This window comes from Bacillus sp. YC2 (assembly GCF_019891195.1).
In the GTDB taxonomy this organism is placed as follows: domain Bacteria; phylum Bacillota; class Bacilli; order Bacillales; family Bacillaceae; genus Bacillus.
Genome location: NZ_JAHXDO010000005.1, coordinates 22,618 through 48,629, shown reverse-complemented (window position 1 = coordinate 48,629; position 26,012 = coordinate 22,618). Strand labels below are relative to the sequence as shown.

The 26,012-nt window shown below is 43.2% G+C and carries 26 protein-coding genes, 1 riboswitch and 1 other annotated feature; of the genes, 5 read left to right on the top strand and 21 right to left on the bottom strand.

The features are described 5' to 3' along the window. Positions 1–45: 45 nt before the first annotated feature. Positions 46–261, bottom strand: a binding site (T-box leader). Between the two features lie 103 nt (positions 262–364). Next, positions 365–700 carry a DUF4257 domain-containing protein gene (locus KY305_RS10075; protein ID WP_223062605.1) on the bottom strand — a complete coding sequence of 112 codons (336 nt, stop codon included), beginning with the start codon at positions 698–700 and terminating at the stop codon, positions 365–367. 383 nt (positions 701–1,083) lie between these two features. Between KY305_RS10075 and ytvA the strand changes: the two genes are divergently transcribed. Continuing rightward, positions 1,084–1,869, top strand: coding sequence for a YtvA family blue-light photoreceptor (gene ytvA / locus KY305_RS10070; protein WP_223062402.1), 786 nt, complete (start codon positions 1,084–1,086; stop codon positions 1,867–1,869). Between the two features lie 43 nt (positions 1,870–1,912). Here ytvA and KY305_RS10065 read toward each other — a convergent pair whose 3' ends face one another. The 15 genes from KY305_RS10065 to KY305_RS10000 form a co-directional block, all read right to left on the bottom strand. Then, positions 1,913–3,097 carry an MDR family MFS transporter gene (locus KY305_RS10065; RefSeq protein ID WP_223062401.1) on the bottom strand — a complete coding sequence of 395 codons (1,185 nt, stop codon included), beginning with the start codon at positions 3,095–3,097 and terminating at the stop codon, positions 1,913–1,915. 195 nt (positions 3,098–3,292) lie between these two features. Further along, a complete protein-coding gene (locus tag KY305_RS10060) occupies positions 3,293–4,006 on the bottom strand; it encodes a YwaF family protein (protein ID WP_223062400.1) in 714 nt (237 codons plus the stop codon). A 118-nt stretch (positions 4,007–4,124) separates the two neighbouring features. Beyond that, the gene (locus KY305_RS10055) at positions 4,125–6,065 is read right to left on the bottom strand and encodes an ABC transporter permease (protein WP_223062399.1); all 1,941 of its coding nucleotides are present in this window, start codon (positions 6,063–6,065) and stop codon (positions 4,125–4,127) included. Then, a complete protein-coding gene (locus KY305_RS10050; RefSeq protein ID WP_223062398.1) occupies positions 6,055–6,816 on the bottom strand; it encodes an ABC transporter ATP-binding protein in 762 nt (253 codons plus the stop codon). The genes KY305_RS10055 and KY305_RS10050 overlap by 11 nt, the downstream gene beginning before the upstream one ends. Positions 6,817–6,917: 101 nt before the next feature. Further along, positions 6,918–7,922 (bottom strand): sensor histidine kinase, encoded by a 1,005-nt coding sequence (locus KY305_RS10045; protein ID WP_223062397.1) that lies wholly within the window; start codon positions 7,920–7,922, stop codon positions 6,918–6,920. Continuing rightward, positions 7,915–8,610, bottom strand: a complete 696-nt coding sequence (locus KY305_RS10040) for a response regulator transcription factor (protein ID WP_223062396.1) — start codon at positions 8,608–8,610, stop codon at positions 7,915–7,917. Before KY305_RS10040 ends, KY305_RS10045 begins: the two co-directional genes overlap by 8 nt. Positions 8,611–8,674: 64 nt before the next feature. Next, the gene (locus KY305_RS10035; RefSeq protein ID WP_223062395.1) at positions 8,675–9,988 is read right to left on the bottom strand and encodes an ABC transporter permease; all 1,314 of its coding nucleotides are present in this window, start codon (positions 9,986–9,988) and stop codon (positions 8,675–8,677) included. Further along, complete coding sequence (locus KY305_RS10030; RefSeq protein WP_223062394.1) at positions 9,978–10,673, bottom strand: ABC transporter ATP-binding protein; 696 nt, start codon at positions 10,671–10,673, stop codon at positions 9,978–9,980. Before KY305_RS10030 ends, KY305_RS10035 begins: the two co-directional genes overlap by 11 nt. A gap of 14 nt (positions 10,674–10,687) precedes the next feature. Continuing rightward, positions 10,688–11,671 carry an ABC transporter permease gene (locus KY305_RS10025; protein WP_223062393.1) on the bottom strand — a complete coding sequence of 328 codons (984 nt, stop codon included), beginning with the start codon at positions 11,669–11,671 and terminating at the stop codon, positions 10,688–10,690. A gap of 55 nt (positions 11,672–11,726) precedes the next feature. Further along, positions 11,727–12,695: an ABC transporter permease gene (locus tag KY305_RS10020; RefSeq protein WP_223062392.1), complete on the bottom strand. Its 969-nt coding sequence runs from the start codon at positions 12,693–12,695 to the stop codon at positions 11,727–11,729. A gap of 21 nt (positions 12,696–12,716) precedes the next feature. After that, positions 12,717–13,703, bottom strand: coding sequence for an ABC transporter permease (locus KY305_RS10015; RefSeq protein WP_223062391.1), 987 nt, complete (start codon positions 13,701–13,703; stop codon positions 12,717–12,719). After that, positions 13,697–14,575, bottom strand: a complete 879-nt coding sequence (locus KY305_RS10010) for an ABC transporter ATP-binding protein (RefSeq protein WP_223062390.1) — start codon at positions 14,573–14,575, stop codon at positions 13,697–13,699. The genes KY305_RS10015 and KY305_RS10010 overlap by 7 nt, the downstream gene beginning before the upstream one ends. Then, positions 14,568–14,960, bottom strand: coding sequence for a GntR family transcriptional regulator YtrA (gene ytrA, locus KY305_RS10005; protein WP_223062389.1), 393 nt, complete (start codon positions 14,958–14,960; stop codon positions 14,568–14,570). Before ytrA ends, KY305_RS10010 begins: the two co-directional genes overlap by 8 nt. A gap of 39 nt (positions 14,961–14,999) precedes the next feature. Further along, on the bottom strand, positions 15,000–15,116 hold the full coding sequence (locus KY305_RS19975; protein ID WP_251034689.1) for a hypothetical protein: 117 nt from the start codon (positions 15,114–15,116) through the stop codon (positions 15,000–15,002). Positions 15,117–15,307: 191 nt separating this feature from the next. Beyond that, entirely contained in the window at positions 15,308–15,580 is a 273-nt protein-coding gene (locus KY305_RS10000; RefSeq protein ID WP_061520077.1) for a YtzC family protein, read from the bottom strand. A 268-nt stretch (positions 15,581–15,848) separates the two neighbouring features. On the opposite strand from KY305_RS10000, the gene mnmL reads away from it, so the two are divergent. The 3 genes from mnmL (at position 15,849) to KY305_RS09985 (ending at position 17,968) form a co-directional block, all read left to right on the top strand. Continuing rightward, positions 15,849–16,817, top strand: coding sequence for a tRNA modification radical SAM protein MnmL/YtqA (gene mnmL / locus KY305_RS09995; RefSeq protein ID WP_214803757.1), 969 nt, complete (start codon positions 15,849–15,851; stop codon positions 16,815–16,817). Continuing rightward, complete coding sequence (mnmM, locus tag KY305_RS09990; RefSeq protein ID WP_223062388.1) at positions 16,814–17,395, top strand: tRNA 5-(aminomethyl)-2-thiouridylate-methyltransferase MnmM; 582 nt, start codon at positions 16,814–16,816, stop codon at positions 17,393–17,395. The genes mnmL and mnmM overlap by 4 nt, the downstream gene beginning before the upstream one ends. Before the next feature lie 378 nt (positions 17,396–17,773). Beyond that, complete coding sequence (locus tag KY305_RS09985; RefSeq protein ID WP_223062387.1) at positions 17,774–17,968, top strand: hypothetical protein; 195 nt, start codon at positions 17,774–17,776, stop codon at positions 17,966–17,968. Positions 17,969–18,095: 127 nt separating this feature from the next. Here the strand turns inward: KY305_RS09985 and KY305_RS09980 are convergent, their stop codons facing one another. Further along, entirely contained in the window at positions 18,096–19,175 is a 1,080-nt protein-coding gene (locus tag KY305_RS09980; RefSeq protein ID WP_223062386.1) for a tetraprenyl-beta-curcumene synthase family protein, read from the bottom strand. 20 nt (positions 19,176–19,195) lie between these two features. Beyond that, a complete protein-coding gene (locus tag KY305_RS09975; RefSeq protein WP_223062385.1) occupies positions 19,196–19,975 on the bottom strand; it encodes an alpha/beta hydrolase in 780 nt (259 codons plus the stop codon). Between the two features lie 47 nt (positions 19,976–20,022). On the opposite strand from KY305_RS09975, the gene KY305_RS09970 reads away from it, so the two are divergent. Then, entirely contained in the window at positions 20,023–20,538 is a 516-nt protein-coding gene (locus tag KY305_RS09970) for a gamma carbonic anhydrase (protein WP_214803821.1), read from the top strand. Between the two features lie 175 nt (positions 20,539–20,713). Here the strand turns inward: KY305_RS09970 and alaP are convergent, their stop codons facing one another. The 3 genes from alaP to metK all read right to left on the bottom strand — a co-directional run bounded on the left by alaP (position 20,714) and on the right by metK (position 25,564). Beyond that, positions 20,714–22,117 (bottom strand): alanine permease AlaP, encoded by a 1,404-nt coding sequence (alaP, locus tag KY305_RS09965; RefSeq protein ID WP_223062384.1) that lies wholly within the window; start codon positions 22,115–22,117, stop codon positions 20,714–20,716. Between the two features lie 201 nt (positions 22,118–22,318). Further along, positions 22,319–24,217, bottom strand: a complete 1,899-nt coding sequence (gene asnB, locus KY305_RS09960; RefSeq protein WP_061520069.1) for an asparagine synthase (glutamine-hydrolyzing) — start codon at positions 24,215–24,217, stop codon at positions 22,319–22,321. A gap of 144 nt (positions 24,218–24,361) precedes the next feature. Next, positions 24,362–25,564 (bottom strand): methionine adenosyltransferase, encoded by a 1,203-nt coding sequence (gene metK / locus KY305_RS09955; protein WP_061520068.1) that lies wholly within the window; start codon positions 25,562–25,564, stop codon positions 24,362–24,364. A gap of 169 nt (positions 25,565–25,733) precedes the next feature. Continuing rightward, positions 25,734–25,873, bottom strand: a riboswitch (SAM riboswitch). Between the last annotated feature and the right edge of the window lie 139 nt (positions 25,874–26,012).

Genomic DNA, 26,012 nt, shown 5'->3' with positions numbered 1-26,012 from the left:
TTATATTCAGATTATTCTAAAACTAAAAAAAACTCCCTCATCCCTAAAAGGGACGAGAGATTTTTTGTTTCCCGCGGTACCACCCTCGTTAGTGCAGTTTTCGGCCGCACTCACTTGATACTTTTAACGCAGTTATGCGTCAGCGGTTTTCGCCGCTGCAACTCTGAGGTGAGTTCGGAAACAGACTTGATTGACTTTCACCGGCCGTCAATTCTCTGTATGCGAAATCTGCTTCTTACTGCTCCTCTTCACTGTTCTTATCGCTACCGTAATCTTACCTGTATTTTATAGAATTCTGTTCATAAGTGCAAGCAGGTTTGTATACAATGGGAATGTACCCTGAACGGGGTAAAGAGTGGGGATATTATTTAGATGGAGGATCTTTTTGCTGGTGTGGTTTTGCCTGGGCAGAGTCACTGTTTTGTTCTCTGACAAAATCAAAGCTTCTAAGAACAGCTTCACCGCCGTAGCCTGCGATTATGGATAAGATGACGAGTTGAATTCCTGAATCGGGGTCAGCGGATAAAACAAGTAAGATGGAAGCAGCCATTCCGATAAAGCACTCTTCCAAAAAACCGAGATAGATGAACCGCTTTGTCATTCTGGGTTTCTCCAGCCTGCCTCTCTTTTTCACATGACCGAGAATCCCCATGATTCCTCCAATTACACAAGCAATTAATACCTGATGCAGCATCTTCATCATCACCTTCCTAAAGCCCTTATTTAGTAAAGCGACTTCAGGCCATCCAGCCCCCTTACGAATACGATGATTTTCGATATCTACATACTGGCAATTCTGCAAGAAAGGAAAAAGCTTGTTTCTTCCATTATATGTGAACACATGATCGGTAAGCTTGATGCATTAGATTCATTTTTTATCCAGTGACAATGACCTAGTCAGTTACTTAGCGCTGAATATGCAATCCCCTCTATATTCAGTGTATATGAGGACAAGCCCGAATGACAAATTGAAAGCCGCGGCTGCTTGAATCAGAACATATGTTATGCTACGGTTACTGTAGGTTCATTTAAAAAGGGGAGTAACAATGGCTGAAAAGCTTTACGGCCAAAAGGGGGTTTTACATGGCTGACTCAAACTTATTCGAAAAACTGGAGCAGCTAGAGCTGATCAAAAAGGCGCTTGATCACGCACGTATAGGCGTGGTGATTACAGACCCCTCTCTTGAGGACAATCCCATTGTGTATACAAATCAGGGATTTATGGATATAACCGGCTATTCATCCGAAGAGATATTAGGTAAGAACTGCAGATTTCTGCAGGGGAAACAAACAGACAAAAAACAAGTCGCTAAAATAAGAAACGGCCTGAAAAACAAAGAACCGATTACGGTGCGGCTGAAAAACGTAAAAAAAGACGGCACACCGTTTTGGAACGAGCTGAACATTGACCCTTTGTATATTGAAGACAAATTATACTTTGTCGGCTTTCAAAAAGACATAACAGAGCAAAAAGAATATGAGAAGCTTCTGGAAAATTCCCTCGCAGAAATTACAACCCTGTCAACCCCGATTGTTCCGATTCGAAACGGCATCTCGGCTATGCCTTTGATCGGCAACTTGACAGAGGAACGATTCGATTCAATTGTTTCAACATTGACCGACATTCTGACCGCATCTAAAGATGATTACTTAATTATAGACTTATCGGGTTTGGCTGAGGTAAATGAACATACTGCAGATCAAATCTTTAAATTGCATCATTTGCTGAAATTAATCGGCACAGAATTAATTATCACCGGCATCAAGCCTTCCCTTGCGATGAAAATGAATCAGCTGGATGCCAGCTTTGCTTCATTAAAAACTTATTTAAATGTAAAGGACGCCGTCACCGTGCTTCCAGTCATATAGACAGCAAAAATCCCGCCGGGCAGCGGGATTTTTTTATAGAACGTTATCGCACTTGGACGTTTCCCTTATTTACGGTTTTTAACCGTTTGTCGTACAGCACTGTCGCGGCGATACTGACGACAAGGAGCGCCATCAGGATCAAAAGCAGCACAGACATGCCGTACTGATCAACAAGCACGCCGCCAAGCAGCGGTCCGATCATTCTCCCGCCCGTCGCAGCGCTGTTGACGAACCCTTGATAAAAACCTTCTTTTCCTTTAGGTGCAAGCTGATTGGCGATAGTCGGAACGGCAGGCCAAACGAGCATTTCTCCGATCGTTAAAATCACCATTGCGGCGAGATACATCGGAAATTGCTTTGCAGCAAGCAATACCCCAAAAGAGACGATAAAAATGCAAAAACCGATGACCATTTGTGTTTTTAAAGCGCCGGCCCACTTTTTCACAACAGCCCCGGCAAGCGGCTGTCCGGCGACGATTAAGATTCCGTTTACCGTCCACAGCACACTGTATAATGAAAGAGGCATTCCGATGCTTTGGGTATGAGAGGCAACGGTTGTTGACCATTGTGAATAAGCAATCCAGCCGAGAACATACCCGCTGCTTAAAATAAGAAGCGCCGTAAATTTTGTTTTATTGCTGACAGGTTCATAATCAAGAACGGACGCTTGGCCGGCATCTCCGGTTTTGATGTTTCGGAACCCGAAAAATACGATCAGGAAAAACAGCGCATACAGGAGCGCATTGGCTAAAAACACGTACGTAAAGGAATAAGCTGCGACCATTCCTCCAAGCGCTGAGCCGACGGCAACGCCTGCGTTTTGAGCGACATAAATCGCATTAAAAGCTTTTCGGCCGCCTTCCTTCCAAACCGCTCCCGCCATGGCGTAGCTTGCCGGAAATACAATACCGGAACCGAACCCGACAAGAATGAGCAGCCAAATATAAACGGGCCATTGATGAAACGAAACGAGTGCAAGAAGGCTCGCCAGCGTAATGATAATTCCCAGCATAATCGATTTGAACCCGCCGATTTTATCAAACAAAAATCCGCCGCATAAATTCCCCGCCACACTCGCGCCGGAGTTCAGCATCAGGACAATCCCCGCCACCGTCAGCGACTTCCCTAGATGATTATGAATATAGATCGTATTGAGCGGCCACAAAAATGATGCTCCCGTGACATTGATAAACATTCCGATGATTAATATTTTCAAAGCGCGCGGCATACCGATCCCCCTTTCTTTATAAAAAAACCCATGAAAAAACGGAAACCGCAAGCGGCGGCTCCGTATCGATCAAGTTATCATAGCACATTCATTCTATATCCGCCGCCTCTTTTTTTCAACATAGGAAACCGAAAAAAATAATGCCGGAATGTTGAAAAAATTACAAATGAATGGATTCACAAGAATGATCCGTGATCACGCCCTTTTCTTCTGAACCCAGAACGGAATATAAAGAATGAAAAAGCTCACGATCACTGCCGCTTCCATTGACAGAAGGTACCACGGCCAAGGACCGAGAACGTCCAAAAGGGAGGATGTCTTCGGCTTTTTCATCAAGTAGAGGTAATTTGCATTCAGGAGGTGATCAATGAAAAAGACGCAGGCGCCGTATATATTTACGATCAGCACGGAAGCCCAAAGAGCGCGGACTGTCGGCTTGTATCTTCGGGCGGCAGCCATAAACAGACAAGTAAGAAAAACACCTCCATGAGAGACGAAAAACACGATATACCGAAAATGCGGAAAGGAGTAGGCCCCCAAATCGGGAGTTGCCACCGCCTGGATCGCGCTGCCCAAACCGGCAAAATAGAGAAAGGCAAACAGCTTTCTGCTTTTCGTGATTAACAAAAGCATGGCCAGATACACTGAAATATCACTCAGCTGCAAAGGCAGGGACGTTCTCAGCGACCAGTCATGAAAATAAAGCAGCCAAATATGGTAGCTGATCTGTGACGCAGCGAGAAGAAACAAGAGCACGTACCGAATAAAACGATCCCGCTGATCAAGTTTACGCCGAAAGATGATCACACACGCCCCTAGCAGGCCTATGATCAGCAGTGTACAGATGTGTTCTTTAGAAAAAAGCTGAAATGGTTCGGTTTTAGGATTCATTTGAAAATATGTTTGCATATGCTCCCCCGCGTACAAAGAATGACATATGCTTATCGTGCTAAAAAATCCCCTCCTCTATTCAGAACCGCCGGCAAACAGAAAAAAAAGCCCCGTTTTACCGGAGCTTTTCTTTTCATCATGACAGTGCAGAATGAATGACTTTTTTATAATAAAGCACGGACAGCATTCCGAAGATGGAATACAGCACCGTATACAGCGCCATGACAATGATCATAGGCGTCCACACTTCCGTTCCGAATAAAAACCAGCCCGATTGAACGGCAAAATAGCTGTGGAAAAGCCCGAGAATCAGCGGAATGCCGAAATTATATACCTGTTTCCTGCGGATGCCTTTAAGAAGATCGCCTTGTGTAAATCCGAGCTTTCGCAATATCGTGTAATCAGATTTCTCATCTTCACACTCACCCATTTGTTTAAAATACAGGATACAGCCTGATGTGATGAGAAAGGTTAACCCTAAAAACCCGACAATAAACATGATCAGCCCCATATTTTTCTTTTGGGTGTCGGCTAAGTCAAAACGCGAGAGCTGATCGTCTGAATAGTGCTGCGCCTGAAACAGATCATTTGCTGTTTTTAATTCATCCTCATTCTTCAGTGTGATGCTGAAAAACAGCTTGGTTTTTTTCTGAATGGCCGGATCGATATCCTTTTCCAAACGGTCAAATACATGCTGGCTCACAATGGCAATGGGCAGTCCGCTTGTAAATATATAAGGCAATATGAAGTCACGTCTCAAGCCCGAATAAGACAATGATATGCTTTCCTTTTTGCCATTTATTTCGATGCGTCCCGACTCTTTCAAGCTCAGAAATTTTTGCATCATATCATTATAGCCTGTGAACACGGTTTCGCCGTCAGAAAGAGATACCCCTTCTGCGTCCTTTTCACTTACGATCGGCAAGGCCATGTGTGAGGGATCTTGTTTAAAATTACCCATATCGCCGTTTATAATGTGCTTCACATTGGCATCGGCTTGAATCGTCTTTATTTTTTTCATGTGATATTGAATCCCGTTCTCACGCAATAAAGCAGTAAATGAATCCGCCTCCTTTTGATTGTTCATCGCAAAATCCGCCGCTACATTTTGCTCGGCTGATTTTTCCGCAGAATAATACGAGATGTAGCTTAATGACAATAAACCGATCGAAAGCGCCGAGAGGGTTGTAATAATCGTCAGCAAAACGGCGTTTGACTTCATCCGGAACATAATGGAAGACAGCGAAAGCACTTCACTTACATTCAAATAACCGCCTTTTGATTTCCGGATAAGGTTTGCCAGAAAGCTGACTGAGCCTTTATAAAAAAGGTAGGTTCCGATAATAACTGATCCAAGAATAAATACCATCGCTAAAAACAGTTCATTCATTGACGTAAAACTGCCGCCGAATAATTTAGAGGACACGGCATACCCTGCGATAATGCACGCAATCCCAATAATGCCGATCACCATCTGGAACCAAGAGAGCGATGTCATCTTTTGTTCAGAGGATGATGCCGCCTTAAATAACGACAGAATGCTTTGCCGTTTGATAAACAGGTAATTCATGATCATAATCAGAACATAAATCACACCGAAAACGGCAAGGGTCTGAACCAGCGCCTTGCTTGAAAAAAACAGTGAGACAGAGGCTTTTACACCGACTGTGTGAAACAAAATCATCATGCATAATTTAGAAAAGGAAAAACCGACAAAAATCCCGATCCATATGGAAGTAAAATACAAAATGAAATTCTCCGCGCTGAGAATGCGGAAAATCCTCATTTTCGTCATTCCGATCAATTGAAATAAACCGATTTCCTTGCTGCGCCGTTTAATAAAAATCGTGTTGGCGTATAAAAGAAAAACAGACACGATCGCCACAAGCAGGATCGACGCCGCCCGAATCGCTGCCGCTCCTTTGATAGAGCTTTTCATTTCATCAAGAGCCGGGTCGTACTGCATCGTGACAAACGCAAAATAAAGGGCCGCGCTAAAAACTAAAGCAAAGACATAAAGATAATAGTTTTTGATGTTCTTTTTCAAATTCTGGAAGATCAAATGATTAATGTTCATGCTGAACCCCGCCTAACACACCTTGCGTTTTCATAATATCCTCGAAAAAGTCCCGCCTGTCCTGTCCGCCTTTATTAAGCTGCGTATAAATGCGGCCGTCCTTAATGAAAATCACCCGTCCGGAATAGCTGGCAGCAACCGGATCGTGCGTCACCATAACGATCGTGGCATTCCGTTTTTGATTAAGACGGCTGAGCTTATTTAACAAATCAGATGCTGCCTTGGAATCAAGCGCTCCGGTCGGTTCATCGGCGAAAATAATGCTCGGCTCGTGGATAAAGGCTCTCGCGGCTGATGTCCGCTGCTTTTGTCCGCCTGAAATCTCACTTGGATACTTATCTTTCAATTCATAAATGCCAAGCTCCTCTGCCGCCTCTGCAAATTTTTGATCGGCATCTTTTTTAGACATTTTCGTAATGGATATCGGAAGCAGAATGTTTTCTTTCACTGTCAGCGTATCTAATAGATTGTAATCCTGAAATATAAACCCGAGGTGCCGTTTTCTGAATTCAGCGAGCTGTTTTTCTTTCATTGCGGTGATCTCTGTCTGATTCAGTTTAATCGATCCCGCACTCACTTTATCAATGGAGGAGAGCACATTAAGCAGGGTTGTTTTACCCGATCCTGACGGCCCCATAATGCTGACAAATTCCCCTTTTTGAATCTGAAGATCAATTCCTTTTAACACCTCTTGTTTATTCAGCTTACTTCCGTAGCTTTTTTGAATGTTACCGGCTTCTAAAATCATCACGTTACGATTCTCCTTTATATTAGATACTTTTATTATAAAAACAGGACACGTTTTTTTCGTTTGATTGAGCGAACAAAAAAGAAAAGCATGTGACACTTTTGTCACATGCTGATCATTTTGACGGCATCGTTCCGCTTCGGAAAAGCCAAAGTGAAAACCGTGCCGCTTTCTGGCTCTGAGCGAACGCTGATACGGATCAAGAGCGGAGCCGCAGCTTTTTCAGCCAAATACAGCCCCATGCCTGTTGACGCATGATCGTGCCGCTTTCCCGTCGACGTAAACCCTTTTTCAAAAATACGGGTGATATCCTGCGGAGCGATCCCGATGCCGCGGTCTTTGATCTCCATGTACACCTGTCCGTTTTTTTCATAACTTTTCACAGTTATGTCATCTGCTTCACTGTATTTGACCGCATTGCTTAAAAGCTGTCTGATGATAAAAGAAAGCCATTTTGCATCACTGAGAACCACTTCCGCCTCAAGCTGAATGTCAAAGCCGATGCCTTTTTGAATGCACCAGGATTGTAAGGCTTTAATCTCCTTAAAAAGCAGCGGTTGAAGCTGAATGCTTTGAAACGATAAATCATTTTCTATAAAGGAAATACGTTTCTGATGCAGCTGCTGGTCAAGGAGAAGGTGAATCCGCAGCCATTCATACATTAAAGGGGCTTTTAACGGCTGTTCATCAAGGCGCTCGATCATAAGGTGCATCGCCGTTAATGGTGTTTTGACTTCATGAATCCAAGACATCAGCTCGTCCTTTTCGCGTTCCAGCTCTGACCGCAGTGCAAGCGAGCTTTCTCTTAATTGCCGCGTCTGGCCTTCAATGCTTTCCTCAATGACCGACTCAAACGGGCTGTCCGGCTCTTTAAGATAAGACACGTCAAGATTGGTCTCCCACTCTTTTAAGCTTTTATAAAACGCGGTTTCTTTGCGGAAGCGAAACACGAGAAAAACGAGAAATGCGAGAAGTGACAAATAGATAAAATACAAAACCGAAAAAAACGGAATTGACGGATCAATATATGCAACAAACAGAATGACGAGCTGCTGAATGAAAAACATCATAATCCAGCTTTTTCTCTCCAAAAGAAATGTCTTAATCATAGCGCCCGTTATCTTCCTTTGCGATGTAGCCTTGGCCGACTTTTGTTTCAATCATTTTCCCGATGCCTAATTGATCAAGCTTTTTCCGCAGGCGGTTGACGTTGACCGTTAACGTATTGTCGCTGACGAAGCGTTCATCATTCCATAAGCTTCTGATCAGATCTTCACGGCTGACGATTTTATTTTTTTGTTCCGCTAACAGTTTTAAAATCAGCATTTCATTTTTAGTCAGTTCAATTGAACCGTTTTCATGGCTGACGATATTTGTTTCAGCATCAATTGCAGCCCCGCACCACCTTTTGATGAGCGCCGGTTCTGCATTGTATTGATACACCCGCCGAAACACGGCTTGTATTTTAGCAATCAAGACGTCAAAATGAAAAGGCTTCTGAATAAAATCATCCGCTCCGAGCTGCATTGACATCACCATATCTGCGGGATGATCACGCGAAGATAAAAAAAGAATCGGCACGTTTGATTGAGAGCGGATCATTCTGCACCAATGAAAGCCGTCAAATTTCGGCAGCTGCACATCAATAATGACAAGATCAGGTTTGATCTCCGAAAACTCCCAGATGACCCGGCTGAAATCCTTTATACCGTGAACGGCAAATGACCATCCCGTTAAACGCTCTTTTATTTCGTGAAACAAAGTTTTATCATCTTCTATTAACAAAATGTGAAACATTGTAACCGCCCTTTTCTGATAGATAGAGGAAAAAGCCGGCTGATGTCCAGCCGGCTTTTTTCCTTTACAGCTCTCTTCTTAACGCGGTTAAGACATTTGTTTTTGTCGCTTTGCGGGCCGGATTCATACCGGAGAGAACCGCAACTCCCGCACAAATGACAACTGCGATCACAACGAGGCTGAGCGGGATATAGGAGAAGGTATAATGAAGATCTTCAGCTCCGGTCTTTCCCCCTACCGCTTTCAAAATAACCGGCACAGCCAGGTTGACGGCAAAGCTCACTCCGTAAGAAATAATAATGCCGATCACAGATCCTAAAATCCCGATATACGCGCTTTCCATCAAAAACATTCTGCGGATAATCGTCGGGCTTGCGCCGATTGCTTTCATAATCCCGATTTCCTGCGTTCTTTCTGTAACGGCCATTGTCATCGTGTTGAAAATCCCGATCGCAGAAATAATCACGGCAATGCACCCGACAAAGATCAAGCCGATTTTAAAGACGAGGAAAAATGTGTTGACGCCTTGCAGCTGGGTTGTGACGGACATGACTTGATAACCGTCATCACTCAGGTCAGTCGTTAATTGGTCAACATTATCAAATTTGTCAGCATAGACTTTTGTGCTTTTTTGAACATTTCCGTCTTTAAAATCTAAGAATTTCGAAAAATCCTTTTTGAATTGATCACTGATAAAAATATTTGTGTCTTCCATCCAATCTTGAGACGGTTTTTTTGTAATCCCGACAATTTTAAAGTCGTACGTTTTTGTTCCTTCCGTTTTTCCGGTATCCTTGTTCGTTTTAGAGATGCTCAGCTGTATGGTTTTATTCAGCAAATCCTTCGTATAGCCTTTTGGCTTTTTCACATCTGACGCGTCGTCTTGATGATCCATTAATTCTTTGTTATAGGCATCCGCCTCTTTTTTCGTCCATAAGTTCTTCGCGAAATTATAGCCGACCACAATTTCATTTTCTGATTTGGCTACTCTTCCCTGATCAAGCTCCATGTTGGCCTTTACTTCGTCTTTCATATTCGTTAACACGATCGTTGAATCTTCGTTTGTTCTGTTATCCAAGGTCGCTTTATTCGGTTCATTCACTTGGGTTCTTTCAACGACAGACTTGACATGCTGATATTTTTCTAAGTCAGATTTTTTTATCGGTTTGCCGTTCTCTTTGCCGAGCACGCTGATTTCGGTTACGATCTGCTGGCTCATGGTGATATCTGTAATCGTTTTTTGTATTCCGAATCCCACCGAGGACAGCACAACCAAAAATGCGCACGCCATCGTCGTGGCAAGCACCGTCATGAAAACACGCAGACGGTTTTTCTTCATATTTCTTCTGATAAAGTGAACCTGATCCTTAAATCTCAACAGTAACGCCCCCTTTTAATACACCGTCATGCAGCTGGAATTTTGAATGCGCGATCGAAGCGACTTCATCGTCATGCGTGATGATGACAAATGTAATCCCGCGCTCCCGGTTCAGCTGCTGAATTAACGCAAGCACCTCGAGCTCCGTTTCTGAATCTAAGCTTCCCGTCGGTTCGTCAGCTAAAATAATCGACGGATTTAAAATCAGCGCCCTCGCGATACTGACACGCTGCTGCTGGCCGCCTGACAGCTCATTCGGATAATGATTCGCATGATTCTCAAGCCCGACCCGTTTCAGCATATCCGCGACTTTCTGTTTGCGCTCGGACGGCTTAACGCCCTTCAGCGCAAGCGGCATTTCAATATTTTCATAGGTTGTTAAACTCGGAATGAGCTGAAAGCTTTGAAAAATAAAACCGAAATGGCCGAGGCGGAACTGCGCCCACTCTTTTTCACTGAATCCTGTCACATCAGTGCCGTCAATGACGATACGGCCCTTTGTCGGCGCTATGTAGCCGGAAATTAAATTCAAAAGCGTTGACTTTCCGGACCCGCTCCGCCCGACAATGCAGGCGATTTCTCCCTTCTCAACGGTCAAAGAAACATCCTTTAACACCGGAACCTCATTTTCTCTGCCTTTTCTGCCGATTTTAAATGAATGATCGATATGCTGTACATCTATCATTTACACCACTCTCCTTATATAAGCTTTGTTTTTTTATAGATTAAGAAATAACTGATCAAAAAGCCGGCCGCTGCTCCGATGAGCATGCCGAATGCATAACCGAAGTAACTATCTGCAGAATAATAACCAAAAGCGCCAAATCCCATTATACCAATAGAAATTACAATAATTTGAATCGGTCTCTCAAGCTTTTTCCACAAAAAGAAATGGCCTCTGCGCTCATTCGGAAGATGGATGAAGCAGAATAAACCTATGAGATAGAAAATAATACTCATAGCAGCGGGGATAAGCAAAATGTATTTGCTGTAACCCAGCCATGCAGAATGTATATAAACAATCGGTATAAAATAAATCAGAATGCCCGACCATGGAAAATCCAGTTCAGGAATTGCTGAATCGCCAAAGATGATTCCTGCATTAACCGCTAATAAAAGAATGATCAGATAAGGCAATACAGCAGCTGATAAAGCAGTTAAAAGCTGAGCGATTACATTTCCGGTTAAAGAGCCTGCAGCAAGCAGCAGAGAGTAAGCCAGCAGGCTAATGATCATCATTCCCGCAATATAGTGATGAAAATGATTGACCTTACCCGAATGTGTCAAAAAAATCATGAGCTCTGATAACAAGTAAGCAAAAAATTGTGAACCGATGATAATTGAAGCGCCAATGATGAATTTTGCATGAAACACCTGACTTCTTGAATAAGGCAAACTTAAAGTATACTCAAGTACTCCTCTACTCCGATCAATGCCTAATTGGATGACAGCTAAAATAACAGCAGGCGCTAAATGAAGCAAAGTCAAATCCATACCGGAAAAGTCTAAAGTATATTTACACTCGTCATCAGGGTATTGATTTTGCATATTCAGACAGCTTTCGTAATTGAAATAAGTATTAATGATTGATAACGGATTAAGAAAAACGATGAAAGCTGAAATCAAAACGAAAGTGACATGATTCTGCTTCCACTCTTTATAAAACAAACCGCAGTCTGACAATTTTACTTCCTCCCTGCGAAAACACTTCTTATGCTGTGTGGTAAGCCAGTCAAACTTACACATGCTTTGTTTTTTTATAAATGGTGAAGTAGCTTATGATAAAACCGCAGACTCCTCCAAAAATCATACCGAAAAGGTAACCGATAATACTTTGTTCTGTGGAATACCCAAAATAACCAAATCCAAGAATGCCTATTATAATAACTAGAATCTGAATAGGACGGTCAAGTTTTTTCCACAAAAAGAAATGACCGTTCCGTTCAACTGGGGATTTGACAAAACTAATGTAACCGAGCAAGAAAAATAAGATACTTATTACAGCAGGAATAACCAATAAGATCTCAGATTTGCTTACCCACTCGGGATATATATATATAATTGGCATAGAAAATTGAATCCAATCAGGTGTCCTATAATATAAAAATGATCTGATTCCGAAGATAATTTCTATATTAGCTGTAGGCACGTAAATAAATATAAAAAATGAAACTGACACAGTAAATGCCACTAAAAGCTGTGCAAAAATATTTCCGGTAAGAGAACCTGAAGCCATGACCAATGCATAAGCTAAGATCGTGATGATGATCATACCAATGGTGAAATGGTGAAAATGGTCTGCGTGAGCAGGTTTTAACAGCAAAACACTCCAATACGATAAGATATAACCAATGGTTTGAGGCAGAACCAAAGTCAAACTTCCCAACATAAGTTTCGTGCAGTACACCTGTCCTCTTGAATAAGGCAAGCCGATCGTAAATTCCAACGAGCCTTTATTTCTCTCAACTCCCAATTGGAAAACAGCAATCATTATAGCAGGAATCCAATTAAATGATGCAAAAGTAATACTCAGGTAATCGATATTGAAAATACAACCATTTCTAAGCGGGTTATTAAGACAGCCCTTATATGTTAAATACATACTCAAAATGTATAACACATTACTGAATGCTAAATAACAAGCAATAAGTATCAAGACGATCTGGTTCTGTCTCCATTCCTTGTATAATAAACCTCGGTCAATCATGCGCCTCCCCCCAAATTCTCTTTACATACGCTTTACTTTTTTATAAATCAATAAGTAACTAATGCAAAAGCCGATTAATGCCCCGAAAACCAACCCAAAGATATAACCAATGATGCTGTTACTTGCGGAATACCCAAACAATCCAAAACCGAGAACAGCTATGATTATTACCACAATTTGAATCGGGCGGTTTAATTTTTCTGATAAGAAGAAGTGGCCATTTCTCTCCACTGAGCCATTTATAAAGCTGAAATAACCTATGATATAGAATAAAATGCTCATAGCAGCAGGAATGAGTAATAATAATTTTCTTTCTTTTACCCAATCAGGAAAAACATACGTAATCGGTGTAAAATATATAAAATACCGCGAGGCGTAATACTCTTCAAAGAATGAAAATGCGTCTCCTATCTTGATATTAAAAATAACTTCTAAATGTCCGACAGGTAAACCAATTATCAAAAAAGGCAAAATCGCCACAGTAAACGCAGTCAAAAGCTGAGCAAATATATTCCCAGTCATAGTTCCAGCCGCCATCACCAAGGCATAAGCCATAAAACTGATAATAATGGCTCCAATAATAAAATGATTGAAATAGTATATTTTATCGGGTTTATACAAATGAAGCATCAAGGTCGCCAGCCCAAAACCCGCTGTCTGAGGAACAACAACAAACGCTCCGCCTAACCAAAACTTCGTATTGTATACTTGGCTTCTTGTATACGGCATACTCATTAGATGATCCATCATTCCTTTTGTACGCTCAAGGCCCAGTAAACATACTGCAAGCACTACACCCGAACCCCAGCTGTAAGAAAAAAGGCTTCCTTGTGAGTAATCAACAATAAATTCGCAATCCCTCGGGTCTGAGTGCAGTAAACAACTGTGATAATTTGAATGGATATTATAAATGGCGAAGGGGATTATCAATACTAAACATAAACTAACCAGGCAAAACACCACCCGGTGCTGCATCCATTCTCTGTAAAGCAACCCCCGGTTTACCATCTCCGGTTCCCCCCAAACTTCGCGATGAAGACCTCCTCTAAATTCACAGGCAGCTCGTTCCACACTTTCGGATTCAGCTCTTTCAGAAATTTCTTTTTGTCCTCATCATTTTTCGGGATCAGCACTGTATAAAACACACCCGCCGAATCAAGAATCGGTATATTTTGTTCTCTGATCTTCAAGTTGACATCCGTTTCAAACGCCATTTGAATCTTGATATATTCTTCTTTCATATCATCCAAATCCATCACATTTGTCAGCTGATTTCCTTCCAAAAATCCGATTCGGTTGCACATTCGTTCAATATCTTCTAAACGGTGTGAGGTAATCAGAATGCTTGTATCCCGCTCTGCCACCTCGTCCACCATGAGCTGCAGCACATCATGGCGCGTGACGGCGTCAATCCCATCCGTCGGTTCGTCCAGCAGAATCAATGCGGGGCGGGAAGCGAAGGCAAGGACAAGCGCCAGCTGTTTTTTCAGTCCTGTTGACAGTTCGCGGTATTTCTTCGTTTCCGGAATGTCATACCTGTTCATCAGCTCATTGGCATAAGTCACATCAAAGCTTGGATAGATTCTGCTTAAAATGGCGACAAGCTGCTTATACGTATACTTGTCATAAAAAGGGTTTTCAACAGGCATGTAAATGATATTCTGTTTTACCTTCGGATGACGTTTTATTTCTACATTATCAAATAAGACCGTACCTTTATCCGGCAGCAATATTTGCTGAATGAGCCGGAGCATCGTTGTTTTTCCTGATCCGTTTCTGCCGAGCAGCCCGAAGATTTCTCCCTTTCCAATGGTGAGTGAGATATCTTTGAGCACTTCTTTTCCGTCAATCGTTTTTGAGAGATTTCGCAATTCAATCATGATCTTTCCCTCCTTTCACATCAGCGCTGATTTCCTTTATCCATTCTTGCAGCTTCTCTAGCTCAACTCCCGCGTAATGGGCATCGATGATGAGCTTTTTCAGTTGCTCTTTTATCATCGTCATCTTCCCTTCAACCAATGTCGTTTTTGCGTTCTCCGATATATACGTTCCTCTTCCTCTCAGCGTTTCAATCATTCCTTCGCGTTCAAGCTCCTTGTACGCTTTGCTGACAGTATTGGGATTAGCGATAATAATCGTGGCCAATTCCCTGACAGAAGGAAGTTTATCTCCAGGCTTCATGATCCCTTTTAAACAAAGCTCTTTCATCTGCTGTATGATTTGTTCGTAAATCGGAGTTGAGCTTCTCGGATCGATTTGAATCATTTACTTCCCTTCTTTCTATACGAGCTGCTCTTTATAGGTTTAAATGTTTTGCCACTGGAACCCGATCATGACAAGAATGATAAACAGACTGCTGGCCAGAACCGAAGCTGCAATAATGAGAGGCATATCTTGCTTTACAGGTCTTTTGGTCTTCATGAAAGCTCTCCTTTCTTATGTTCGGGATTCATATGTAAATTCAGTATATATAGTGTTTGTTGTGTATTACATCAAGTAGTACACCTAATACAATATAGACACACCGGTACATTGTCAATTCTTTTTTTAAAAAAACCGCAAAAAAAGCCTGCCGGGATTCCGGCAAGCTTCAGTCCCTAAAGGGCTGCTTGTTAATAATCGAAATTACGCTGCAATATCATATTGTTTTGCAAGGTTTGCAGCTGTAATCTCATACGATAAAGCTGTTCTCTTTGCTGATCATTCGCAGATAATGACAGCTTGTTTAATTCATTCACTGCGTTTTCAAGCATCATCTGCGCTTCGCTGTACTCATTATCATTGTAATGCTCTTGCCTTGAAGCAATAGAAAATTGCTCATTCGCAAATTCATATGCCTGTTCGCTTCTTTGGAGATGTTCATCTACTGATTGTCTTGTTGCCAAAGAAACCCCTCCTAAGTGAATGGAAAATCAAGCTTAGTTTGAGCGTACAGCAAATGATTAAGTCATGAATGTTACAGGAAAAGAAACCAATTTTTCCGATGACCATGACCTGAGAATTAAGGTCAGGAATCATACTCATCCTATTCAGCAATAATAAAAATGAAAAACCTCGCATCATAACAATCGCGTATCGCTTTCCGCATTGTGAAGCCCCATCTTTCATGCTACAATTTTAGGATGCATCTGATGTGAGGAGGCTTTTTGAACATTGAACGAGAACAACCCTTTTCCTTATTCAAATACGGAAAAACGGTATCATACATTAAATTATCATTTGCGGGAGCATTTCGGCCATAAAGTGTTTAAAGTAGCGCTTGACGGCGGTTTTGACTGCCCGAACCGGGACGGCACGGTCGCCCATGGCGGCTGTACATTTTGCAGCGCGGCGGGTTCAGGCGATTTTGCCGGCAACCGGGCCGATGACTTATTAACGCAATTTCACGATATTAAAAACCGAATGCACGAAAAATGGAAGGACGGCAAATATATCGCTTATTTCCAAGCCTTCACCAATACGCATGCCCCTGTCGAGGAGCTCCGCGAAAAGTTTGAATCCGTGCTGAAACTTGACGGCGTTGTCGGAATGTCGATCGCAACCCGTCCCGACTGCCTGCCGGATGATGTCGTGGAATATTTAGCCGAACTGAATGAACGCACATATTTGTGGGTTGAGCTCGGACTGCAGACTGTTCATGAGCGGACGGCCCTTTTAATCAACCGCGCCCATGATTTTGACTGTTACGTTGAGGGTGTCAATAAATTAAGAAAACACGGCATCCGTGTCTGCTCCCATATCATTAACGGGCTTCCGCTCGAAAACAGGGATATGATGATGGAAACGGCGAAAGCGGTAGCCGATTTAGATGTCCAAGGCATTAAAATCCACCTTCTTCACTTATTAAAAGGTACGCCGATGGTGAAGCAATATGAAAAAGGCAAGCTTGAATTTCTCTCTCAGGATGAGTATGTCCAGCTAGTCTGCGATCAGCTTGAAATCATTCCCCCGGAAATGATCGTCCACCGCATTACAGGAGACGGGCCGATTGAATTAATGGTAGGTCCGATGTGGAGCGTCAATAAGTGGGAAGTATTAGGTGCTATTCAAAAAGAGCTTGAAAAGCGGGAAAGCTATCAAGGCAAGCTCTTCCGAAGAATCGGGGAGGAATCCGCTCTATGACGTTAATGCACATCCTTCCTTTCAGTAAAGAATTGCTGAAGTCTGCCGCACAAAAAGGAGATATCGCAGTTGACGCGACGATGGGCAACGGGCATGATACGTATTTTTTAGCAGACCTTGTCGGTGAGACGGGACATGTTCACGCGTTTGACATTCAAGCAGACGCTCTTGCTAAAACGAAGGAACGGCTCGGAGAAACATTCGGGAAGCGTGTCACATTGCATCATAAAAGCCATGATCAAATCAAGGAATCTCTGCCGGAGGAAGCACGCGGCCGGGTGGCGGCAGCTGTGTTTAATCTCGGCTATCTGCCCGGCGGTGATAAAAGCATTACAACAAAGGGACATTCCACAATTACGGCAATTGAACAGCTCCTTGAACTGCTGAAAGAAAACGGGCTGATTGTACTCGTTGTATACCACGGACACCCTGAAGGCAAGGCAGAAAAAAATGCCCTTATGGAATACTGCGAAAATCTTGATCAGCAGAAAGCCCGCGTGTTAAGCTACGGCTTTCTCAATCAGCGGAACGATCCTCCGTTTATTATTGCTATTGAAAAAAAAGCTCAAAACAAATAAGCTGATTTTTGAGGATTGGACTCTGTTATATACAGGTCTGATCCTTTTTTATACATTTTAAGAAGTGTTTCACTATTATCTATCATCTTTTTTGGTTAATCATGTTTACTTTTCAAAAAAATATATTAACATGAATTTATATCAAAAAAAAGAAGCAGCTTCAGTTGATTAAGAAAATGATTTTCCGCCGTATTCTTACTATCAGGCAGTTTCATTTTCCACTTATGAACTATCTTCCTCTGTACTCTTATAAAGCGGAGTTCATTAGAATGGCACCGGAATTGATTCATGAATGATACCTATTTATTTAATAGTGATCTTTGCTATACTTCATCAAAAAAAGATAAACCAATTTTTTCATCTGGGAGGAGCAGCAGTTTGAATATTCTTCGCATCGTCTTTTCAATTGTTCCATATATGATGTTTGTGATCATTTTATTAAGACATTTAGGATTTGAATTTGCAAAAACATATTATTGGTGGTTCGCTTCATTGTTCATCATTGGGATTATAGGCAAATTTGTATTGTTCTTTATGGCAAAAAAGAAGCCATTAAAAAAAGAGACAGCGTAATTCCTGCGCGTCTCTTTTTTATTTTATCTTTTTTGTGTAAGCAGGATACCCTTGAGCCTGACCAAAAAAATAAAAAACTGCACCATTCATTTGCCGTTTGACAGAAGTGAATGGCGCAGTTCAGTAATTATGAGCTTTTCGTCCAAGCCATCTTCTGAAATTTGCGGTAGGCTCTCCCGTTAATATAAAAGAAAAAAGACGTTTTTCCGCTTGCTCTGATCAGCTTTCTGGCAAGTCGGCCCATCTCTTTCTGACTCGCGACTTTATCGTCTGATAAATAGACGCCGAGCAGCCCCCTGTTAATCAGCCGGTGAAAATTTTCATGCGGAATGCCCTGTAAATGTTCATCCGCTTTTTCTATAAAATGCTTCAGCCTCTGCATCATTTCTTCATGAGACTCGTAATACGTACAGAAGTTCAGGTCTCCTTCAAGCAAATCCTCTTCCTGATCAATTAAATAATCGAGCAAAATGTGAAGCCCTTGTATGTAAGGAAAATAGCTGCTGCGGATTTTCTCAGCGGTATGTTCGTCAAAATCAGTCTGGAAAGAATATGCGACCAAACAGAAAATGCCTAACGTTGAACCGGCACAAGCGGAAAATTCATACCATTCCATTTCCGGCAGCTGTGATTGATACTGCTCAAACCACTTTTTTAGCCTCGGAACACGTTCATGCTCCACGACATGCTTATGAACCTGAAGGTCGCAGTAATAGCCGCACAGTTCAAGCAAGTAAGGTTTAATGATGTCGTAATGTTCAATGGAGCCGAGGACGCGCTGGCATGTTCTGACCAGCTCGTGCAGATACCCGCCGTCATCCTGCTCTTCTCTGTATTGATAGTACGGCTGCACTTCAGCGCCGACTGTCAGTGCATCACGCATTGAAAGATGAAGCATGCGGAAATCCTCGGGATCAAGCGAGGTGCTGCGGTCGCACAGATTGTCCAAATAGTCGCTGATTGTCTGGTACGCAATGATAAATTGCACACATTTCTGCTTTTGCTCCCCCGACAGCAGGGCCAAAATGCCGCCGCCTTCACAATGAAATGATTTATCCCGGATACTTGCGGCTGCCTGCTGCTGCAGCTCGGTATTTTTAATGGTTTCTGATTTTGCCCGCCACATGTCCAGTTCCTGATGGACGAGCGGAAAAATCTCCCGATACACTTTTGCCATTAGATTAAAAGGATGTTCCGGTACTGTCAACACATGCACCCCCAACGAATTCAAATATACTGATCTGTAAAGGCCTTTGCTGCCTTAAAAACATCGTCTCTTTCAGGTTCATTAAAAATTTCATGATAAAGCCCTTCCCACTCTCTGTAAGATTTATTATGGGAAGCCACGCCGGAAAACCATTTGCGGACCTTGATTTTATCGACAATTTTATCATCGCCGCCCTGCATGAGAAGAAGCGGCACCTTTAAAAAAGCATCGGTCGGCACCATAGCGGCATCAATGGTTTTTAAAAGCTCTCTGTACCATCTTACAGATACCTTTGTGACATATAAAGAGTCGTTTACATCCGCTTCGACCATTTCCGCATTCCGTGTCGCCATATCCGGTGATAATCCGGAATCCACTCTGAGGGAGGGCGCGAGGACATTCAGTCCTTTTGACGCGAAATCAAGCATTTTATTTACTTTGATTTGCAGCCCCAGACAAGGTGATGATAAAATAAGTGCCGTAATGCGGGGATTTCTCTGCTGTTTACACCATTCTATCGCAATCAGCCCGCCCATGCTGTGGCCCAAAAGAAAAACAGGCTCTTCAAGCGTCCTCGCTTGATCAATCCATATATCTACTTCATCAATGTATTCTTGGAAAGAGCGAATATGCCCCCTGGCGCGGGTGGATGTTCCCTGACCGGGCAAATCGCCGATCACAACGTTATAACCGGAAGATCTCCACATTTCAATTAACCATTTATACCGCCCGTGGTATTCGCTTGCCCCGTGGATAATGACAATCGTACCGACAGGACTGTCTGCTTTCCAAGTCCACATGCTGTTCACCTCTTACGATATTTATTAAAGAAAGAAGGATGAAAATGATAATCTACCCTTATAAACAATTTACGCCGGACATCCACCCTGAAGCATTTATCGCGGATAACGCCGTCATTACCGGCGACGTTGTGATCGGAGAACAATCAAGCATTTGGTTCTCGGCAGTCATTCGGGGAGATGTAGCGCCGACAAGAATCGGAAAAAGAGTCAATATCCAAGACTTAAGCTGCCTTCATCAAAGTCCGGGCCGCCCGCTTCTTATAGAAGATGACGCGACAATCGGGCATCAGGTTACACTGCACAGCTCTATCATCAGAAAGAATGCTTTAATCGGTATGGGCTCCGTCATTCTTGATGGAGCTGAAATCGGTGAAGGCGCGTTTATCGGCGCCGGGAGCCTCGTTCCTCCGGGCAAAACCATTCCGCCCGGCTGTCTTGCGTTCGGCCGGCCCGCAAAGGTCATTCGCCGGCTGACGGAAGAAGACATACAGGACATGGAAAGAATCAGAACGGAATATGTTGAAAAAGGCCGATATTATAAAACACTTCAAGAGAAATAAAAAGAAAAGCTTTGTTTTACTACTGTACCATTTTTCAAAATATTATTTAAGCGAAAACCATTTGCGTTTTGATGATTGTGCGGAAAACAGAAACAAAATGTTCAGGAATTTGTTTTATTCTTCCCCGATCACTGAGATCCTATGAAAAAAGAGCCCGTTCAAAAGGGCTCTTTCTTTATGCTTTTTCGGCGAGTGTTTGTCCGTTTTCCAGACTCACATGTTTTCTTTTATGGAATCCTTTCCCGTAGTACACCGCTAACAGGATACAAAACCAGATAGGGCCGATAATGACGGCGACTCTTGTCTCCGCATTATAAGCCATCAGCACAACCACAAAAGCGAGAAATGCCAGTGAGATGTATGAGGAAAAAGGATATAAAGGCATTTTATATTTTAGTTTTTTGCGCTCTTCCGGCTGTAAACTTTTCCGGTATTTCAATTGAGAAAGCAAAATAATCGCCCACGTCCAAATCGCTCCGAACGTCGCAATGCTTGTCACCCACGTAAATACTTTCGCCGGCACCACGTAGTTTAAAATCACTCCGACGCATAGTGCGCCTGCCGAAACCAATACCGCTTTTCCCGGCACGCCGCCTTTTGTGACCGTTCCGTAGGCTTTGGGAGCTTCATTTTGTTCCGCAAGGTTAAACAGCATGCGGCCCGTACTGAAAATCCCGCTGTTGCAAGAAGAGAGAGCCGCTGTCAAAACGACAAAATTAATAATGCCGGCTGCTGCGGGGATTCCCACTTTTTCAAACGTAAGAACAAAAGGACTTCCACCTGAACCGATTTCCTGCCAAGGGTAAATAGACATAATGACAAACAAAGCACCGACATAAAAAATGAGAATACGCCAAAAGACAGTATCGATGGCCCTCGCCAGCGATTTCTGCGGGTTTTTGACCTCACCGGCCGTTACACCTATTAATTCAATACCAAGATACGCAAACATGACCATTTGAAGCGACAGCAGCACCCCTTTTATCCCATTCGGGAAAAAGCCGCCGTGACTCCACAAATTACTGATACCCAGTGCCACGCCTCCATTACCAAGTCCGAAAACGATTATGACTAAACCGATCGCGATCATGGAGAGGATCGCAGCGACCTTGATGAGCGCAAACCAAAATTCAAGCTCACCATATGCTTTAACCGCCAAAAAGTTGACAGCCGTCATAATGACAAGCGCCGCAAGCGCCCAAATCCATGCCGGTACGTCCGGGAACCAGTAGCCCATGTAAATGCCTACCGCCGTAATTTCTGCCATACAGGTTACGACCCATAAAAACCAGTAGTTCCAGCCCGTTAAAAACCCGGCGAGAGGTCCTAAATAATCCCGCGCGTATCTGCTGAAAGATCCGGCTACAGGCTTTTGAATTGCCATTTCCCCTAATGCCCGCATAATAAAAAACATAATAAGCCCGCTGCAGGCGTAAGCGGCTAAAATCCCCGGCCCGGCAAGCTTAATGGCAGAAGCTGACCCGAGAAACAAGCCGACTCCGATCGCGGCACCTAAAGACATGAGTGAAATATGCCTCTCCTCTAATCCGCGATGCAGCGTTTTTCCTTTGTTTTGCATAACTCTCCCCCCCTGATTTTGACAGAGAACAACATAAACCGAGACGAAATAGCCAGAAAACGCTTTCCGGCAGACACCCGATTAGTCCCATTATAACTCTTTTCTGAATATTGTGTAATACTTTGTCAAAAACAAAGCGGAATAGACGGATTAGAGAACTATAGAAAAAAGGCTTTCGACAAATATCGAAAGCCTTCTTTATTAAACGAAAATAACTTCTTTCGGCTGGTGGTTCAGCTCTTCAGGGACGAGACGTTTTTCAACGTTAATGCTGTGCCAGATCATAAAGATCAGCACCGTCCAGATTTTACGGCTGTTGTCCGCTCTGTCGGCACAATGGTCTTCAAGAAGCTGAAGAACATAGTCCTTTTCAATGTAAGCGTCCGTTTCACTTTCACGAATGATATTGCGCACCCATTCGTTCATTTCATTTTTCAGCCAATGGCGGATCGGCACAGGGAAGCCGAGTTTTTTGCGGTTAAGCACATGATCAGGCACTACCCCTTCAGCGGCTTTGCGCAAGAGGTACTTCGTCGTACCGTTTTTCGTTTTCAGTTCATCAGGAATTTTAGAAGCCACATCAAACACGACTTTATCAAGGAACGGCACACGCAATTCCAATGAATTCGCCATCGTCATTTTATCGGCCTTTAACAGAATATCGCCGCGCATCCACGTATGAATGTCGACATACTGCATTTTATTAATATCACTGTATGTGCTGCTTTCCGTAAAGTACGGCTTCGTCACATCACGGTATGAAAGCTGCGGATTATAATGTTTCAGCAGCTGTTTCTTCACAGGCTCTTCAAAAATCTTTGCATTACCGATATAACGATCCTCAAGCGGTGTACAGCCGCGGACTAAGAGACTTTTTCCTCTCATTCCTTCAGGCATGACAGCTGCAACATGAAGAAGCATTTTTTTCAGGCCGGACGGGATGCGTTCAAACGGTTTAAGGGACAGCGGCTCACGGTAAATGTTATAACCGCCGAATAACTCATCCGCACCCTCACCAGATAAGGCAACCGTTACATGCTTCTTCGCTTCTTTCGCAACGAAATACAACGGAATCGCCGCAGGATCTGCAAGCGGATCATCAAAGTGCCATACGATTTTCGGAAGCTCGTTCATATACTCCTCAGGAGAAATGACTTTGCTGATGTTTTCGATACCGAGCGCAGCGGCTGTTTCCTTCGCTACATCAACTTCACTGAAGCCCTGCTGTTCAAAGCCGACAGAAAAAGTTTTCAGGTTGGGGTGAAACTCTTTCGCTACAGAGACGATAAAAGAAGAGTCGATACCGCCGGATAGAAACGAGCCGACAGGAACGTCACTTCTCATATGAACTTTCACAGAGTCAAAAATCGCGTCTCTGACTTCCTTAACAAGCTTATCTTCATCTGACTGAACAGGCTTGAAGTTCGCTTTGAAATACGTTTTAAACGCAATGTCGCCTTCCGGACGGATTGTAAACTGGCTGCCCGGCTCCACTTTTTTCACTTCAGCGTCAAGTGTGCCCGGTTCAGGAACAAATTGGAAAGACATATATTGCTGTAAAGAAGCTGTATCAAGGTCAATTCCGTTCTGAGCGGCCATTAAACTTTTTCTTTCTGAAGCAAAATACACCTTGTCTTGAATCGTTGTATAGTACAGCGGTTTGATTCCGAACGGGTCTCTCGCGCCGTACATGACTTGGTCAGCTTTGTTCCAAATCAGAAACGCAAACATTCCGCGAAGCTTTGAAGCCGCTTCTTCTTTATAATGGCGGTATGTCGCAAGCAGAACTTCGGTATCGGAATCTGTATTGAAAGTGTAGCCCTTTGCTTCAAGCTCTTCTCTCAATTCAATATAGTTATAAATTTCGCCGTTAAAAATGATCCAATATTTTTCATCTTCATATGATAAAGGCTGTCCGCCGTTTTCTACGTCAATAATACTGAGCCGTCTGAAGCCGAAGCCGACGTGCTCATCATGATAATACCCATCGCTGTCAGGACCGCGGTGAACGATCATTTGGTTCATTTGTTTGATTAGCTCTTCTTGATCTGCGGTTTGAGTTAATGGATGCTTATTAAAAACACCGACAAATCCACACATAATATAGCCTCCATAAGTGTAATTTTCTAATTGGACCCCCTTTTTATAGACGCTTTGCTCAATCATTTGTTTCACGTTATGTAAAAAAATAAACATGACAGCATCTACAAAAAGGGAAAGCCGCTTAAGTAAGCGGCTATATAATTATTCTCCTAGTGCTTCTTTGCGAAGCGTTTCCGCCTTGTCAGTGCGCTCCCAAGGAAGGTCCACATCATGACGTCCGAAGTGGCCGTAAGCAGCCGTTTGCTTATAGATCGGGCGGCGCAGGTCAAGCATTTTAATAATGCCGGCCGGTCTCAGATCGAAGTTGCTGCGTACGACTTCAATCAGCTTTTCTTCAGAAGCTTTTCCGGTATCAAATGTGTTGATTGAAATGGAAACAGGCTGCGCAACGCCGATTGCGTATGCAAGCTGCACTTCACATGAATCCGCAAGTCCGGCTGCAACAATGTTTTTCGCTACATATCTCGCTGCATATGCCGCAGAACGGTCTACTTTCGTCGCATCCTTACCGGAAAATGCGCCGCCGCCGTGGCGTGCATAGCCGCCGTATGTGTCAACGATGATTTTACGGCCTGTAAGCCCCGCGTCACCTTGAGGTCCGCCGATAACGAAGCGTCCTGTCGGGTTAATGAAGTATTTTGTTTCTTCATCAATCAGTTCCTCAGGCACGACCGGATTAATGACGTGCTCTTTCAGATTGCGCTGGATTTGCTCAAGCGTAATTTCAGGGTGGTGCTGAGTGGAAATAACGATCGCATCGATGCGGACCGGCTTGTTGTTTTCATCATATTCAACTGTTACTTGTGTTTTACCGTCCGGGCGAAGGTACGGAAGAATGTCTTCTTTGCGGACTTCGCTTAAACGGCGCGCCAATTTATGGGCCAGTGAGATCGGAAGCGGCATAAGCTCTTTCGTCTCATTACATGCATAACCGAACATCAAGCCTTGGTCTCCCGCTCCGATTGCTTCGATTTCAGCATCGCTCATTGTGCCTTCACGTGCTTCAAGCGCTTGGTCGACGCCCATCGCGATATCTGCTGACTGTTCGTCAATTGACGTTAAAACAGCGCAAGTTTCCGCATCAAATCCGTATTTTGCGCGTGTGTAGCCGATTTCTTTAATCGTTTCACGTACCGTTTTCGGAATGTCAACGTATGTTGATGTTGTAATCTCTCCGCTGACCAGCACTAAGCCTGTCGTTACAGATGTTTCGCAGGCTACGCGCGCGTTAGGGTCATTTTTTAAAATTTCATCTAAAATGCTGTCAGAGATTTGGTCACAGATTTTATCCGGATGCCCCTCTGTAACAGATTCAGATGTAAACAGACGACGGTTTTTACTCATGAATTTTTCCTCCTGAAAAAAGATCCATCCCAAGATCTTCTCATATGATACGGAACTCGCTCCCTCTTAATACAATGTCATACTATATCAGAGAATGTTAATTGGCATATTTTATGAAATAAAAAAACCTTTTCCACTCGAGGAAAGGGTTTGGTTTGTGTGCCTTTCACTCTTATCGCTCAAGGAAAATATTGAACCTTGCATCAGGTTAGCACCTTAGTTTCTCACAGTGTTTCCACATGCTTTTTAACAGAGAAACCGGTTGCTGGGCTTCATCGGGCCTGTCCCTCCGCCAGCTCGGGATAAGAGTATCCGCTCAATGAAATATCTTATCGTAAAAGTGTTTAAGGTGTCAATATGAATTAAAGCGATTGCGCGCCTTAATTTCAGAAAGCAATGGAAAAACACAAACAAAAAATAATAAATAGTATAGACTATTTTTATATAT